Raw genomic sequence first — 17,541 nt, forward strand, 5'->3', positions numbered from 1 at the left:
TTACTGTTCAAGCCCCTCCCGCCACCACTGCGCCAGGCGCAGCACATGGGCGCCCTTGAGCATCGTGAAATGGTTGCCCGGGCCATGCCACACGGTCAGCCTCGGTACCCGCGCCGCCCAACCGTCGCGCATCGCCTGCTGTTCACGCCGGTTATTGGCGCTGTCGAGGGTGGGGTCTTCGGCCAGCACCAGGCGCACCGGACCTTCATAGGTCTGGCTCGGCTGGTAGCGGGTGCGCAGCGCCGTGGCGAAGGCGCGCATCGGGCCTTCCATGGCGGTTGCGGGTGAGCGCGCCGGGAGAATCCCCGCCCTGACCATGCCGGCGTGCAACAGGCGCATCTGCTGCGGGTCATCGGCGGCTTCCAGCTGGGCCGGGTCGATGCCCAGTGGCTTGCCGCTGGCCAGCTGGATGGCCTCGATCAGGCGCCGCAGGGCCTGGGTCTGGGTATAAGGCCGCCCCACCACGCCATTGCCGCCGGGCGCTTCGCTGTCGATCAGGGTCAGCGACGCCACCTCACGACCTTGCGCCTGCAGGCGCAGGGCCATTTCGTAGGCCACCCAACCGCCGAACGAGTGCCCAAGCAGATGCACCGGGCCGTTCGGCTGCACGGAATCGATCGCTGCCAGGTAGGCCGTGGCAGCGGTTTCCACCGTCCCGAACGGCACGCTGACGCCGTCCAGGCCCCGTGGCTGCAGCCCGTGCAACGGCCACTGCGCGCCCAGCGCGCCGGCCAGTTCGATGAACCCGGTCACACTGTCACCGGCCCCTGGTACACAGAACACCGGCACCTGGCCTGGCTGGCCCGACTGAATCGTCAACAGTGGCTGGAACGGCGACGCCGGCGCCGGCTGTGGCGCGCTCGCCATGGCCGCGTCGATGGCCTCGCCCAGCGCCTGAACCTGCGGTGCCAGCATCATGCTCTGGTGGTCGCCCGGCACGTTGACCCGATGCAACTGGTTGCGCGGCATGATGGTGTCCCAGCCGAGCCAGCCGTCATGGGCCGGGGCATCGGCGGCGCGCTCGTTGGCCACGAACAGATGCACCGCCAGCGGCGATGCATACGGCCGGTAATGCGCCAACCCGTGGCCATGGGCAACCTCGCGGGCCAGGTAGTGCCGCAGGGCCTGCTCGTCCAGCTCGGCCAGCGCCGGTGGCAGCAGGCGCTGCTCGGTGCAGAAGGCCAGGGTCTGCTCGAAACTGGTCTGCTGGGCCAGCGCCTTGCCAGCCTCCAGCGCCTGCCGGGTACGTGCCTGCTCGGTGGCGTCCTGCGTGGTCGCCGCCAGGAACACCTCGCAGCGGTCCAGCAGGTGAATGCCCAGCGCTGCCGGGCCACTCCAGCGCGCCCGGCCCTGGTCGACCATTCGCGGGTAGTAGCTGTCGAGCAGGCCGAGGAAGGCCACCTGCTGGTTCTGCGCCAGCAGCTGGTTGGCCATTTCGTAGGCCAGGATGCCGCCGAACGACCAGCCGGCGAGGCGATAAGGCCCTTGCGGCTGCACCTTGCGCATCAGCCCGATCAGACGGCGGGCCATGCACTCCAGGGTTTGCAACGGCGCCTCGCCCCAGGGCTGTGCCGGCAGGCCATAGACCGGCACGTCAGCACCGATGTGCTTGCCCAGGACCGGGAAGTACAGGTCCAGCCCGCTGAATTCGTGCACCAGGAACAGTGCCGCCTGGTTACCACCGCTACGCACCTTGATCGCCTCCTCTATGGCGGGGGCCTGCACCACGCGCAGGCGTAAGTGGCTGGCCATGGCCGCCACGCTGTCATGTTCGAACACCTCGGCCAGGCTCACTTGCAGGTCGGCCTGGGCCAGCGCACCGACCAGGCGCACGGCGAGCAGCGAATGCCCGCCGGCTTCGAAGAAGCTTTCGTGGCGACCGATGCGCTCGGCCCCCAGGACCTGCGCCCACAGTTTCGCCAGGGTGGTTTCCAGACCTTCTAGCGGTGCCTCGTAGCCCTGGCCGGTAAAGGCCGGCTCGGCCGGTGCCGGCAAAGCCGCAACGTCGAGCTTGCCATTGGCGGTGTGCGGCAAGGCCGCCACCTGCACATACGCCGCCGGCACCATGTAGTCGGGCAGCGCGGCACGCATGTGCTCACGCAGTTGCGCCGGGGTGGGTGCCTGCTGGCTGGTGAACCAGGCCACCAGTTGCCTGTCGCCCCCCTCACGTTGCAGCACTTGCACGGTGGCCTGCTCGATGGCGCCATGGGTGGCCAGACGGGCATGGATTTCACCCAGCTCGATGCGATAGCCGCGCAGTTTGATCTGCTGGTCGGCACGCCCCAGGTAGTGCACTGTGCCGTCGGCCAACCAGCAGCCCAGGTCGCCGCTGCGGTACAGGCGTGCGCCGGGCTGTTCGCTGAACGGGTCGGCGATGAACGCTGCGGCACTGAGTTGCGGCCGGTTCAGGTAGCCCAGGGCTACGCCATCACCGCCAATGCAGATTTCCCCGGCCACGCCCACCGGCACAGGCTGCTGGCGTTCATCCAGTACATACACCTGGGTGTTCGACAGCGGCCGGCCAATCGGCAGGCTCACGGCATCCGGCGCCACTTCGGTGACGGCATGGGTGGTGGCGAAGGTAGTGGTTTCGGTCGGACCGTAGGCGTGGATCAGGCTCTGCCCGGGTGCCAGCGTGCGCATGGCGCGGAACATCGCCACATCGGCGCGTTCGCCGCCGCTCAGCAGCACGCGCAGGCCGGCCAGCGCCGGGCCGATCAGGCCCACGTACTGGTTGAACACCGCCGTGGTGAGGAACATCACCGACACCTGCTGCTCGGTCAGGACCTGCGCCAGTTGCTCAGGCGCCAGCAGGCAGTCGTGGTCGATCACCACCACCCGGCCGCCGTTGAGCAGTGCGCCCCAGACTTCCAGGGTGCTGGCATCGAATGCCGGGTTGGAGGCGAACGCCACGCGATCGTCCGGGGTGAAAACCATGAAGCCATTGTTCAGCACCAGGCGGCTGACACCCCGCTGCGGCGCCACCACGCCCTTGGGCGTGCCGGTCGAGCCGGAGGTGTACAGCACGTAGGCCGCTGAATCGCCGTCGACGCCTTGCGCCTCGACGTCATCCTGGGGCGCGCCGGTGTCTTGCGCCACATCCAGCCAGCGGGTGTCTGCGGGCAGTGCATGGCCGGCGATGCTCAAGGTCAGCACCGCGCCGCTGTCCTGCAGAATGGCCTGCTGACGGGCCTGCGGTGCATGGCGGTCGAGCGGAACATAGGCCGCGCCACACTTGAGCACTGCCAGGGCGCTGACCAGCCAGTGCAGCGAGCGGTCCAGAAGCAGCGCCACACGGTCGCCCGGGCTTACGCCTTCGCTGCGCAGGCGCGCCGCCAGGGCGTTGGCCTGCCGATCAAGCTCGCGGTAGCCGGTGCACTGGCCATTGTGCTCCACGGCCACGGCCTCCGGCTGGCGCGCCACCACGGCGGCGAACAGCCGGTGCAGCGGTTGCTCGCCGGGGTAGTCGGCCTGGGTCTGGTTGAAGCCCAACAGCAGTTGATGACGCTCGGCCAGCGGCAGTACCGGCACATCGTGCACGGGTTGCGTCGGCGCGTGCTGCAGCGCCTCGGCCAGGCCTTCGAGGCAGTGCTCCAGGTACTGGCACAGACGCTCGGCACCCGCCTGAGGCAAGGCCTGGGCACTGAGCATCAGTCCCTGCCCCAGATCGTCGACGCTCATCACGATCGGGTAGTTGCTCCACTCGTCGCCGCCCAGGCCCTCGATACCGGCCCAGGCATCATTGGCCTGCGCATCGCCGCCCAGCGCGGTGTGGCGGAAGTTGAGCAGCGTGTTGAACAGCGGCGCTGGCGCCTGCACGGCACTGCAACGCAGGGCCTGGGCCAGCGAGGCATGCTCATGGCCCAGCAGCGCGGCCAGCGCCGCATGTGCGTCCCGCAGGGCCTGCTCGGTGCCCGTGGCGCCGGCTTCAAGGCGCAGAGGCAGGGTGTTGATCAGCAGCCCGAGCGTCCGGTCGGCCCCTTCGCCGCCTTGCAGACGGCCCATCAGCACCGTACCGAACACCACCGACTGTTGCCCGCTGAGCACACTGAGCACGCGTGCCCAGGCCAGGTGCACCAGGCTGGCCACGCTCACCCCGGCACTGCGTGCACAGGCTCGCAGACGCAGGTTCAGTGCCTCAGGCAGTACACGGCGCGCCTGTTCGAGGGTGCTGGCGTCCACGGCCACGTCTTCGATACCGAATGCCAGCGTGGCCTGGCTGACTTCGCCGAGCATGGCCTCGAAGAACTGCTGATGGCTCTCGGCGCTGGCCCCCAGGCGTGCCTGGGCCACGTAATTGCGATACGGCACTGGCGCGGGCAGCTGCGCCTGGGTACCGCTCAACCAGGCCTGCATTTCCTCGCGCACGGTGTCCAGCGCCGCGTGATCCAGCACCAGGTGATGGAACAGCAGCAGGCCGATCCAGCGCTGCTGCTCGTCGTCATAGGCACACACCCACTGCAGCATGGGAGCCTGGCGTGCATCAAGGCGTGCCACGCGCGGGTCGAAGCGGTCGCGCAGTTGCGTGCCCAGATCGCCCTGGCGCGGGTCCAGGGCCAGCACCTGCATGGGCAACGCGGCTTCACGCAGCACCACCTGCACCGGCTCGCTGAGTCCTTCCCAATGCACGGCCGTGCGCAGGATGTCATGCCGCGCGATCACGCCGCGCAGGGCATCGCAGAAGGCCTGCAGGCGGTCATGATCGGCAAAGGTGAACAGCGCCTGTTGCAGGTACGCATCACCCTGCTCGGACGCCAGGTGGTGGTACAGGATGCCTTCCTGCAGCGGCGCCAATGGGTAAATGTCCTGCACGTTGGCGGCGCCACCGGGCACCTTGGCCAGCAGCTGGTCAAGCTCGTCCTGGCCCAGCGTCACCAGCGGCAGCATCGCCGGGGTGATGCGCTCGCAGCCCTGTGCCGGAATCAGGTTGGCCGGTACGGCCACTTCCTGGCCCTGCCCCACGGCGCTGGCCAGAGCGGCCAGGGTCGGCTGGCCGAACAGCACGCGTACGTCGGCATTGAGGCCCACTTTGCGCATGCGCTCGATCAGGCTCACCGCCAGCAGCGAATGGCCACCCAGCTCGAAGAAGTGGTCATGCCGCCCTACCTGCTCGACATTCAGCAACTCGGCCCACAGCTGCGCCAGGGTGGTTTCCAGCTCGCCCTGCGGTGCGACGTAGTCGCGCTGGCTGTAATGGCTGGCCTGCGGCGCCGGCAGCGCGTTGCGGGCCAGCTTGCCGTTGGCGCTCAGTGGCAGCTCGGCCAGCGCTACATAGGCAGCCGGCACCATATACTCGGGCAATTGCCCGCCCAGGAAGGCGCGCAAGGTGTCACCGGCAGGCGCCTGTGCACCCTGGGCCAGGGTGTAGTACGCCACCAGGCGTTTGCCGCCCGCCTCCTCGCGCGCCACGACGATCGCTTCGTGGATCTGCGGATGGCGATTCAGGCAGGCCTGCACCTCACCCAGTTCGATACGGAAACCGCGAATCTTCACCTGGTCGTCGTTGCGCCCCAGGTACAGCAGCGTGCCGTCGGCCAGGTAGCGGCCCAAGTCACCGGTGCGGTACATGCGCGCACCTGGCGCGGGGTTGAACGGGTCGGCCAGGAAGCGTTCTTCGGTAAGCTCCGGGCGGCCCAGGTAGCCACGCGCGACCTGCACACCACCGATGTACAGCTCGCCGGTACAGCCCAGCGGCACCGGCTGGCCGGCCGGGTCGAGCAGGTACAGGCGGGTGTTGGCCACCGGACGACCGATTGGCGTGTTGTCCGGGGCGTCGGCACCGTTGCAGGCCCAGGCGGTGACATCCACCGCGGCTTCCGTCGGCCCATACAGGTTGTGCAGCGCCACCGCCGGCAAGCGTGCTTGCAGACGCCGCACGCAATGCCCGGGCAAGGCTTCGCCACTGCACATCACCTGGCGTATCGAGGTCAGGCGCTCCAGCCCTTCGTGGGCCAGGAACAGCTCCAGCATCGAGGGCACGAAGTGCAGCGTGGTCACTGCTTCGGCTTCGATCAGCTGGCACAGGTAGTCCGGTTCGCGATGCCCGCCAGGCCGCGCCATCACCAGCCGCGCGCCATTGAACAGCGGCCAGAAGAATTCCCAGACCGAAACGTCGAAGCTGAACGGGGTCTTCTGCAGCACCACATCCTGCTCGCCCAGCTGATAGGCGTCCTGCATCCACAGCAGGCGGTTCATCACCGCCGCGTGTTCGTTCATCACGCCTTTGGGCTGCCCGGTCGAGCCGGAGGTGTAGATCACGTAAGCCAGGTGCGTCGCCGCGTGGTCGCTCAGTTGCGGGTTGCTGTCAGGCTGCTCGGCAAACGCCTCCAGTACCAGCGGCAGGCGCGTGACGCCGCCCTCGGGCAGGCAGGTCTCAAGACCCGGCTGCACCAGCAGCGCCACCGGGCTGGCGTTTTCCAGCATGTAGGCCAGGCGCTCGTGCGGGTAGTCCGGGTCCAGCGGCACGTAGGCGGCCCCGGCCTTGAGGATCCCCAGCAGGCCGGCGACCATCTCCAGGCTGCGCTCGCAGCAGATCGCCACGCGGTCATCGGCACCGATGCCCTGGCCGATCAAGGCATGGGCAATGCGGTTGGCCTGTGCGTTGAGCGTGGTGTAGCTCCAGATCTGCTCTTCATAGACCACCGCCGTGGCCTGTGGCGTGCGCAGTACCTGCGCCTCGAACGCCGCCTGCAGGGTCAATCCTGGCGGGTAATCCTTGGCCGTGGCGTTGAAGTCTTCCAGCAGCAACTGGCGCTCGGCGGCGTCGACCAGGGGCAGGCGCGCCGGCACCTGCTGGGCGTCGCCAGCCAGGGCGCGCAGCACGCTTTCCAGGTAACCCAGATGACGTTCGGCCGTGCTGCGCTGGAACAGTGCGGTGGCGTACTCCAGCGAGCCGTGCAGGCAGCCGTCGATCTCGGCCATGTCCAGCAGCACGTCGAACTTGGCGCTGCGATTGCCCAGGCTCAGGCCTTCCAGGCTCAGCTCGCCAGGCGCCTGCTGCGCGGCCGCAGGGCTTGCCGCCTGCCAGCTGAACATGGCCTGGAACAACGGGCTGTGCGCCAGGCTGCGCGGTGGCTTGACCACCTCCACCACCTGTTCGAACGGCAGATCCTGATGGGCCTGGGCTTCCAGCACGCAGGCCTTGACCCGCTGCAGCAGCTCGCTGCCCTTGGGTTCGCCGCTCAGGTCCAGGCGCAGGGCCAGGGTGTTGACAAACAGGCCGATCAGCCCTTCGAGTTCCACCTGCCCGCGGTTGGCCACCGGCGTGCCGATCACCACGTCGTCCTGGCCAGCCAGGCGGCCCAGCACGACGCCCCAGGCCGTGAGCACGGTCATGAACAGGGTGCAACCCTGGCGCTGGCTCAGCGCCTTGAGGCGCTGGGTCAGCTCGCGGTCCAGTACCAGGCCTACGGCATCGCCTTCATAGCGCTGCTGCGCCGGACGCGGGTAGTCGGTCGGCAGGCTGAGCAACGCCGGTGCACCGGCCAGGGCCTGTTGCCAGTAGCCGCTTTGCTGTTGCAGTACCTGGGCAGTAAGCCAGTTGCGTTGCCACACCGCGTAGTCGGCGTACTGCACCGGCAATGCGGCCAGCGCAGGTTGGCCCTGGCCGCTGTGCGCCAGGTACAGCGCAGCCAGTTCCTCGTTGAGCAGGTCGGTGGACCAGCCGTCGGCGATGATGTGGTGCAGGGTCAGCAACAGCGCGTGATCGTCGTCGCCCAGGCGTACCAGCTGGCCACGCGCAAGCGGGCCGTTTTCCAGGTCGAACGCTGCGCGCGCCTCTTCGGCAGCGAGTACCGCCAGTGCGGTATCGACGTCCGGCAGGCCCTGCAGGCTGTGTTCACGCAGGCTGAAACCGCTGTCGACGGCGCCGATGCGCTGCTCCACGGCCTGCCCCGGCTGTTGCACGAAGGTGGTCCGCAGTGCTTCATGGCGCGCCACCAACGCATCCAGCGCGGCACGCAGCGCAGGCACCTGCAACGGTCCACGCAGGCGCAGCCCGCTGGGGATGTGGTAGGCGGCGCTGTCACCTTCCAGCTGGGCGAGGAACCACAGGCGCTGCTGGGCGAACGACAGCGGCAAGGGCTGCTGCCGCGACACTGGCACGATGGCCGGCTGTTCCCGCCGCGCCGCCTGTGCCAGGCGCTGGGCCATCGCGGCCAGTACCGGGTGGGCGAAGACTTCGGCCAGGTCCAGCTCCACACCCAGTTGTTGGCGCACCCGCGCCAACAGGCGCATGGCCAGCAGCGAGTGGCCGCCACGCTCGAAGAAGTGGTCGTTACGCCCTACCCGTGGCAGGTCCAGCAGGTTCGCCCAGATAGAGGCCAGTGCCTGCTCGGTGGCGTCGGCCGGCGCTTCATAGCTTTCATGCGCCTGCCATTGCTCAGGTGCCGGCAACGCGCTGCGGTCGAGCTTGCGGTTGGCGGTCAGCGGCAGTGCATCGAGCATCACCCAGGCGCTGGGCAGCATGTACTCGGCCAGTTGCTCGGCCAGGGCCTGGCGCAACGTTGCTGCCTGCAGCACCTGCCCTGGCTGGGCCACCACGTAGGCGACCAGGCGTTTCTCGCCCTGCACGTCACGGGTCAGCACGGCGGCTTCTTTCACCCCTTGGCAATCGGCCAAGCATTTCTCGATCTCGCCCAGTTCGATACGGAAGCCCCGCACCTTGACCTGGAAGTCATTGCGCCCCAGGTACTGCAGGCTGCCGTCGGCGTTGTAGCGCGCCAGGTCACCAGTGCGGTACATGCGCGCGTCGGGCGCAGCGCTGAATGGGTCGGCGAGAAAACGCTCGGCATTCACCTGTGGCAGGTTCAGGTAACCGCGTGCCACGCCGTCACCGCCGATGTACAGCTCACCGGCCACGCCCAACGGCACGGGCTGGCGATCGGCATCGAGCAGGTAGATACGCGTGTTGGCCATCGGCTGGCCGATGCTCACCACACTGCCCTGCGCCACGTCGTCGAGCATCGCGGCGGTGCAGGACACCGTGGCCTCGGTAGGACCGTAGGTGTTGACCAGCCGCGTGTGGGCCGGCCGCAAGCGGTTCCACTGTTCGAGTTTCTGCGCCGCCAGGGCGTCGCCGGTCACGTTCAGCAGGCGCACGCCGGCCAGGGCCTGGGCCGCCAGCGCGGGCTGTGCTTGCCACTCGCCGACCAGGCTGTGCCAGTGCGCGGCGGTCAGATGCACCATGCTCGGCCGTGCCACGCCGACACCGGGCAGGCCGTCGCTGGCGAAGATCTCGCGCACCGGCAACACACAGGCACCGGCCATCAGCGCCGGGAAGATTTCCTCCACCGACAGGTCGAAGTTCAGCGAGTTCTGTTGCAGCACGCGGTCACCCGGTTGCAGGCCGAACAGGCGGGCGGCATCCAGGCTGTAGTTGACCAGGCCGCGGTGCTCGATCATCACCCCCTTGGGGTTGCCGGTCGAGCCGGAGGTGTAGATCACATAGGCCAGGTTACGGCTGCCCAGGCCCGCGACCACCGGGTTGTTCGGCTGCGCCGGCAGCGGCTCGTCGAGCGCCAGCAGCGGCAGCTCGGCCAACGGCAGGCGCTGATACAGCTGGCGCTGGCTGACCAGCACCTTGGCGGCGCTGTCGCGCAGCATGTAGTTGAGGCGCTCAGGCGGATAGCTCGGGTCCAGCGGCAGGTAGGCCGCACCGGCCTTGAGCACCCCGAGCATGCCGACCAGCACGTCGATGCCGGGTTGCAGGTACAAGCCCACGCGGTCATCCACGCCGACGCCCATGACAATCAGGCGCTGCGCCACCGTGTTGGCCGCAATGTTGAGTTCCGCATAAGTCAGTTGCTGGCCGTCGGCCTGCACGGCCAGGGCGTCGGGCTGGGAGGCCGCGCGCTGCTCGAACAGCGCATGAATGGTGGCGTGGCTCGGGTAGGCGACCGCAGTGTCGTTGAAGCCCTCCAGCAGTTGCTGGCGTTCCGCCTCGGTGAGCAATGGCAGGCTGGCGACCTGCGTCTGTTGCTGATCGACCATGCCCTGCAGCAGGTGCTGCAGGTAACCGATGTAGCGCTGCACGGTACTGGCATCGAACAGTGCGGTGGCGTACTCCAGGCTGCCCACCAGCTCACCGTCGAGTTCGCCGATGTCCAGGGTCAGGTCGAACTTGGCCACCTGGCTCGGCACCCCGAGCAGGCTCAGTTCCAGGCCGTCCATCGTCAGTTGCGTGCCGGCGAAGTCCTGCCAGCTGAGCATCGCCTGGAACACCGGGCTGTGCGCCAGGCTGCGTGGTGGATTGACCACCTCCACGACCCGCTCGAAAGGCAAGTCCTGATGCGCCTGGGCCGCCAGCACCTGCTGCTTGGCATGCGCCAGCAAGGCTGGCGTGTCTGTTGCGTCGGCCAGATCCAGGCGCACGGCCAGGGTGTTGACGAACATGCCGATCAGCGGCTCCAGCTCGGCACGGCCACGGTTGGCCACCGGCGTGCCGATCACCACGGTTTGCTGTCCGGCCAGGCGGCCCAGCAAGGCGCCCCAGGCCGCCAGTACCGTCATGAACAGCGTGGTGCCATGGCGTTGGCTCAGCACCTTGAGTCGTTGGGTCAAGGTTTTGCCGAGGCGCAGCTCCAGGGTCGCCCCGGCGTTGCTCTGACGGGCCGGGCGTGGCCGGTCGCTAGGCAGCGTCAGCAGCGCTGGCGCATCGCTCAGGTTCGCTTGCCAATAGGCGCTCTGCTCGGCCAGGCCGTCGCCTGCCAGCCAGCGACGCTGCCACAGGGCGTAGTCGGCGTATTGCACCGCCAACGCCGGCAACGGATCGGGTTGGCCGGCGCGCAGCGCACTGTACAGCGCCGACAGCTCGGCGGTCAGCAGGCCCATCGACCAGCCATCGGCGACGATGTGGTGCAGGGTCAGCAGCAGCACGTGGTCCTGCGCGCCCAGACGCAGCAAGCGCGCCCGCATCAGCGGGCCGCAGGCCAGGTCGAACGGCGCCAGCGCTTCTTCACCGGCCAGGGCCAGGGCCTGCTGCTCGGCATCCGCACAGTGGCTGAGGTCCGTGACAGCCAGCTCGAAGCCCTGCCCGACAGGCAGGATCTGCTGCACCGGCAGGGCATCGCCGTCTGCCGCATCGCCTTGGGTGGCAAAGCAGGTGCGCAGTGCCTCGTGACGCTCGACGATGCGTGCCAGGGCGGCCTGCAGCGCGGTGATGTCCAGCACACCCTGCAGGCGCACGGCGGCCGGCATGTTATACGCGGCACTGGCGCCTTCCACCTGGGCCAGCAGCCACAGCCGTTGTTGAGCGAACGACAGCGGCAGATCGCCTTCGCGCGGCGTCGCCACAATGGCCGGCAACTGGCTGCGCCCTGCCTGGCTGACCCGGTTGGCCAACGCACTCAATTGGCTGTGGGCGAACAGCTCGGCCAGGCTCAGCTCGACGCCCAGCAGCAAGCGCACCTGCGAGATCAACCGCACCGCCAGCAGCGAGTGGCCGCCCAAGGCAAAGAAGTGATCGTGACGGCTGACCTGTTCGACCCCCAGCAATTGTTGCCAGAGTTGCGCCAGGGCGGTTTCGATCGGCCCTTGCGGAGCCTCGTAAGCCTGGTTGACGAAGGCTTGCATATCCGGCGCCGGCAGGGCCTTGCGGTCGAGTTTGCCGTTCGGCGTGAGCGGCAGCGCGTCCAGATACACATAAGCCGCCGGGACCATGTATTCCGGCAACTGGCCTTGCAAGTGTTCACGCAGGCTCTGAATGTCCTGTTGCTCGGCACTGGTGTAGTACGCCACCAGGCGCAGATCACCCGGCACGTCTTCACGGGCCATGACCACGGCATCCTGAACACCGTCGAAGCCCGCCAGGCGCGCTTCGATCTCGCCCAGTTCGATGCGGAAACCACGAATCTTCACTTGGTCGTCGTTACGGCCCAGGTATTCCAGGTTGCCATCAGGCAGCCAGCGCGCCAGGTCACCAGTGCGATACATCCGCGCGCCCGGCTCGCGGCTGAACGGATCAGTGAGGAAGCGTTCGGCGGTCAGGTCATCGCGGTTCAGGTAACCGCGCGCGACACCGGCACCGCCGATGTACAACTCGCCCGGCACGCCCAGCGGCACCGGCTGGCGGTGTTCGTCGAGCAGGTAGAACTGGGTATTGCCTACAGGTTTGCCAATATGCGCGGCAAAGCCATCGGCGCGGTCCATGGCCACCCAGCTGGAATAGGTGGTGGTTTCCGACGGGCCATAGAGGTTGCACAGGCGCTGCACCGAGGTCTCGGCAAACAGCTTGTCGACCAGCGCGCCTTTCAGCGCTTCACCGGCGACGTTGACGGTATGCACGCCTTCGTTCAGGCCACCGGATTCCAGGAGGGCCTTCAAGGCGGAAGGCACGGTGTTGATCAGGCTGACATTCGCCTCGCGCGCCGCCAGGGCGTTTTCCACCACATGCACGCAGCCACCGCTGGTCAACGGCGCGAAGCACTCGTACACCGCCAGGTCGAAGTTCAGCGAAGTGGAGAACAGCGTGTTCTGCAGCACCTCAGGCTCGAAGGCCTGTTGTGCCCAGGTCAGGAAGTTGACCGCGTTGCGGTGCTCGATCATCACCCCCTTCGGCAGGCCGGTGGAGCCGGAGGTGTAGATCAGATAAGCCAGGTTCGACGAGGTCAGGCCCGGTACCACCGGGTTGCCCTGCACCTCACGGGCCCAGTCAAAGGTATCGAGGTTTACGACCGATCGGTCGCCGAGCAGTTCAAGAGTGGCGTCCTGGCCAAGCACTGCCGCCGGTTCGCTGTCGGCCAGCATGTAGGCAATGCGCTCGGCCGGGTAATTCGGGTCCAGTGGCACATAGGCACCGCCGGCCTTGAGCACGGCGAGCATCGCCACCAGCATCGAAGTACCGCGTTGCAGGCAGATGCCCACGCGGGCATCCGGCACCACGCCCTGGGCAATCAGGTGCTGGGCCAGGGCATTGGCCCGATTGTTCAGTTCGGCGTAGCTGAGCACCGTGTCGCCATGCGCAACCGCTGGCGCTTCCGGCGTCCTCGCTGCCTGCACTTCGAACAGACCGTGCAGGGTCTGCTGCGCCGGGTAGCTCATCGCCGTGGCGTTGAACTGCTCCAGCAACTGCGTACGCTCGCCCGCAGGCAGCACGTTCAGGCGGTTCATCGGTGTCTGCGGTGCCTGCTCCAGCGCCTGCACCAGGTTGTGCAAGGCTGTCTGCAGGTACTGGCACAGCCGTTCGGCGCCAATCGCCGGCACGGCCTGGGCATTGAGCACCAGGTCCTCGCCCAGGTCATCGACGTTCATCGCCAGCGGGTAGTTGGTGCGCTCTTCCATGCCCAGGGTCTGGATGCCCTGCCAGGCCTCGGTGGCCTGCGCCGTCGGCGCATCGCTGGCGCTGTGACGGTAGTTGAGCAAGGCGCTGAACAGCGTTGCGCCGCTGGGCAAGCCGCTGCAGCGCAGGGCTTGCGACAACGAAGCATGCTCGTGCCTGAGCAGCGCCGAAACCCGCTGGTGGGCCTGACGCAGAGCCGCCTCAGCGCTGTGCTGGCCCAGACTCAGGCGCAGCGGCAAGGTGTTGATGAACATGCCCAGCGCCCGCTCACTGCCGGTGCCGCCATGCAGGCGGCCCATCAGCACGGTGCCGAACACCACTTCTTCACGCCCGGCCAAGGCGCCGACCACCGCACCCCAGGCCAGGTGCGCCAGGCTGGCGACACTGACCCCCGCCTGCCGTGCCTGGGCGCGCAAGCGCTGGCTCAAGTCCGGCGCCAGTGGCAGATGCGCTTCCTCGATACCGCGCCCGTCACCCTGCACATCAGCCAGGCCGAGTGGCAGCGTAGGCGCGTCGATATCGCCCAGCATCTGGGTGAAAAACGCCTCATGGGCGTCATGCCCGAGGCCCGCCTGAGCCTGGGCCACATGGTTGCGATACGGCACCGGCGCGCTCAGTTGCTCGGCCTGGCCTTGCAGGCAGGCCTGCATTTCCTGCACCACCACTTCCACGGCGGTGTGGTCCAGGACCAGGTGATGGAAAAGCAGCACGCCCAGCCAGCGGCCATTGGCCGCGTCGGCGGTGCAGGCCAGGCGCATCAGCGGCGCCTGCGCCAGATCGAGGCGCAGTTGGCGCGGATCGAAACGCTCACGCAGGGCTTGCAGGGCATCGCCTGCAGACGCTTGCAGCTGGACCCGTTCGACACTCAGGCTGGCCTGGCGCCAGACCACCTGCACCGGTTGTTCAAGCCCTTCCCACAGCACGGCGGTGCGCAGGATGTCATGGCGTTGCACCACCTGCTGCAAGGCCTGGGCGAAACGCTCGACCTGCTGTTCGCCGTCGAAGGCGAACAGCACCTGCAGCACGTAGGGGTCGCCTTCGCTGGCGGCCAGGTGGTGGTAAAGAATGCCTTCCTGCAGCGGCGCCAGCGGGTAGATATCCTGCACGTTGGCCGCACCGCCCGGCACGCTGTCGACGATACGCTGGATGCTCGCCTGATCCAGGTCGATCAGCGGCAGCAGGTCGGGCGTGATGTGCGTGCAACCCTCGGGGATCAGGTTGGCCGGTACGCTGAACTGCTCTTGCTCGCCGACGGCAGCCGCCAGCGCGGCCAGGGTCGGTTGGTTGAACAGCACCCGCACATCGGCACTCAGCCCCTGTTGGCGCAGGCGTTCGATGAGCTTCACCGCCAGCAGCGAGTGGCCGCCCAGTTCGAAGAAGTGATCGTGGCGGCTCACCCGCTCGACGCCCAGCAGGTCTTGCCAGATCTGCGCCAGTTTCTCTTCCATCTCGCCTTGCGGCGCCTCATAGGCGCGCCGCGCCAGGGCATCGGCGTCTGGCGCCGGCAGCGCCTTGCGGTCCAGCTTGCCGTTGGCGGTCAGTGGCCACTGCTGCATCACCACATAGGCGGCAGGCAGCAGGTGTTCGGCAAGACGCGTCTGCAACTGGCTGCGCAGGCTGGCCGCATCCAGGTCGCCCTCGCCCATCACGTAGGCGACCAGGCGCTTGTCGCCGGGCACATCCTCGCGGGCGATGACCACCGCTTCGCTCACACCTGTGCAGGCTTGCAGCTGCGCTTCGATCTCGCCCAGTTCGATGCGGAAGCCACGGATCTTCACCTGGTCGTCGTTACGCCCCAGGTACTGCAGCTCGCCGTCCAGCGACCAGCGCGCCAGGTCGCCGGTGCGGTACAGGCGGCCCAGGGTCGGGTGCTGAATGAAGCGCTCGGCATTCAGTTCAGGGCGGTTCAGGTAACCGCGTGCGACGCCGGCACCGCCGACGTACAGCTCGCCGATTACCCCTTCCGGCAGTGGCTCGCGGTTGGCGTCCAGCACGTAGATGCTCAGGTCGGCCAGCGGCTGACCGATCGGGCTCACGCCGGCCTGGGCGTCTGCAGGCGTCAAAGCCCGGTAGGTCACGTGCACGGTGGTCTCGGTGATGCCGTACATGTTCACCAGTTGCGTACCGACGTTACGTACCTGTACGTACCAGGGCTTGAGCAGCGCCGTGTCCAGCGCCTCGCCGCCGAAGATCACCTGGCGCAGCGAGTGCGACTGTTCATTGCTGGGCTGTTCATTTCTGGCCTGGGCAGCGATCAGCGAGCGGAAGGCGCTTGGCGTCTGGTTCAGCACCGTCACGCCCCGCTCGCAGAGCAGTGCGTAGAAGTCCTGTGGCGAGCGGCTGACGGCGTACGGCACGATGACCAGCTCGCCACCGTGGGCCAGGGCGCCCCAGATTTCCCATACGGAGAAGTCGAAGGCCACCGAGTGGAACAGCGTCCACACGTCGCTGGTGTCGAAGTTGAACTGTGTCTGGGTGGCGCTGAACAGGCGGCTGACGTTGCCGTGCTCGACCTGCACGCCCTTGGGCAGGCCGGTGGAGCCCGAGGTGTAGATCACATAGGCCAGGTTCGATGCAGCGACTTGCACCTCCGGGTTACTCAGCGGCTGATCGCCCAGTGAATCCATATCGATCAGTGGCGCCGTAGTGTCGAGCAGACCCACCGTCGCGCCCTGCACCAGTACGGCTTTTGGCGCGCAATCCTGCAACTGGTAGGCCAGGCGTTCAGCCGGGTAGTCCGGGTCCAGCGGCACGTAGCCGGCGCCAGCTTTCAAAACGCCCAGCAGGCCGACGATCAACTGCGGACCCCGTTCCAGGCACAGCGCCACGCGGTCGTCGGCGCCGATGCCCTGGGCCAGCAGGTAATGCGCGACTTGGTTGGCCTGAGCATTGAGTTCGCCATACGTCAGGGCCTGCGCCTCGTAGCGCAGCGCGATGGCCTGCGGTCGGGCCAGCGCCTGAGCCTCGAACTGGCGGTGCACCGCCGGGGTGTTGGCACAGGGTTGGGTATCACCGCCCAGGGCCAGCAGGCGCTGACGTTCGCCGGCATCCAACAGGCCCAGTTGCTCAAGGGTGGTGTCGGGAGCGTGTTCCAGCGCATCCACCAGTGCTGCGAGCACTTGCTGCATATAGCCGCAGACTCTGGCAGCACCGATCCGTGCATCGGCCATCACGGTCAGGGCGAAGTCCTGTCCCAGGTCGTCCACCGACAGGCTCAGCGGGTAGTTGGTGCGTTCTTCGCCACTGAGTGCCTGAATGCCCTCCCAGGCGGCCTGGTCGTCGCTTGGCTGACCCTGCAGGTGACGGAAGTTCAGCAAGGCGCTGAACAGCGGTGCCGGCGCGGCCACCCCGCTGCAACGCTGGGCCAGCACCAGCGAGGCGTGTTCGTGGGCCAGCAAGGCGCTGAGCCGCGCATGCGCCTGGCGCACGCCGTCACGCACACCCTGCCCGGTCACTGCCAGGCGCAGCGGCAAGGTATTGATGAACATGCCCAGTGCGCGGCCAGCCCCCTCGCCGGCCTGCAGTCGGCCGAGCAGCACGGTGCCGAAGACGACCTCGTCACGTCCGGCCAGAGTGCCCAGTACACGGGCCCAGGCCAGGTGATACAGGCTGGCGGCGCTGACACCCAGGTAGCGGGCCTGGGCCCGCAGGCGCCGGCCGAGGGCAGGCGCAACCGGCTCGCGGACCTCCTGAATACCCTGGCCGCTGCCCTGCACTTCACTGATACCCAGTGGCAGGGTCGGCTCGTCGATATCGCCCAGTTGTTCCCGGAAGAACGCCTCGTGGGCTTCACGACTGACGCCCAGGCGCGCCTGGGCCACGTAGTTGCGGTACGGCACCTGGGCTGGCAGGCGCTCGCCGTTGCCGGCCATCAGCGCACCGATCTCGGCGCTGAGCAGCCCCAGCGAGGTGGCGTCGTCGACCAGGTGGTGGAAACGCAGCAGGCCCAGCCAGCGGCCTTGCTCGCGGTCTTCGCAGTAGTCGATACGCAGCAGCGGTGCCTGGGTCAGGTCCAGGCGGTGCTGGCGTGGGTCCAGCGCGGCGCACAGCCACTCGGCGACGCTGCCCGGTGCGTCGGGCAAGTCCACCGGCTCCAGGGGCAGCGGCGCCTCGCGCCACACCACTTGCACCGGCTCATCCAGCCCTTCCCAAAGCACCGCCGTGCGCAGGATGTCATGCCGTGCGATGACCCCTTGCAGGGCCTCGGCGAACTGCTGCAGGCGTGCGCGGCTGTCGAAGGCGAACAGCGCGTATTGCAGGTAGGG

Annotated in this window: 1 protein-coding gene (cut by a window edge); it reads right to left on the reverse strand. The window is 67.9% G+C overall.

Features of this window, described 5'->3' with window-relative positions; genetic code table 11:
- A protein-coding gene (locus RRX38_RS04160; protein ID WP_315961655.1) for a non-ribosomal peptide synthase/polyketide synthase crosses the window boundary here: on the reverse strand, positions 1-17,541 show its 3' portion. It continues 13,224 nt past the right edge of the window; the window shows 17,541 of its 30,765 coding nt (coding positions 13,225-30,765); its start codon lies beyond the right edge, outside the window; its stop codon occupies positions 1-3.

Origin of the sequence: Pseudomonas sp. DTU_2021_1001937_2_SI_NGA_ILE_001 (genome assembly GCF_032463525.1) — a bacterium.
Classification (GTDB): Bacteria; Pseudomonadota; Gammaproteobacteria; order Pseudomonadales; family Pseudomonadaceae; genus Aquipseudomonas.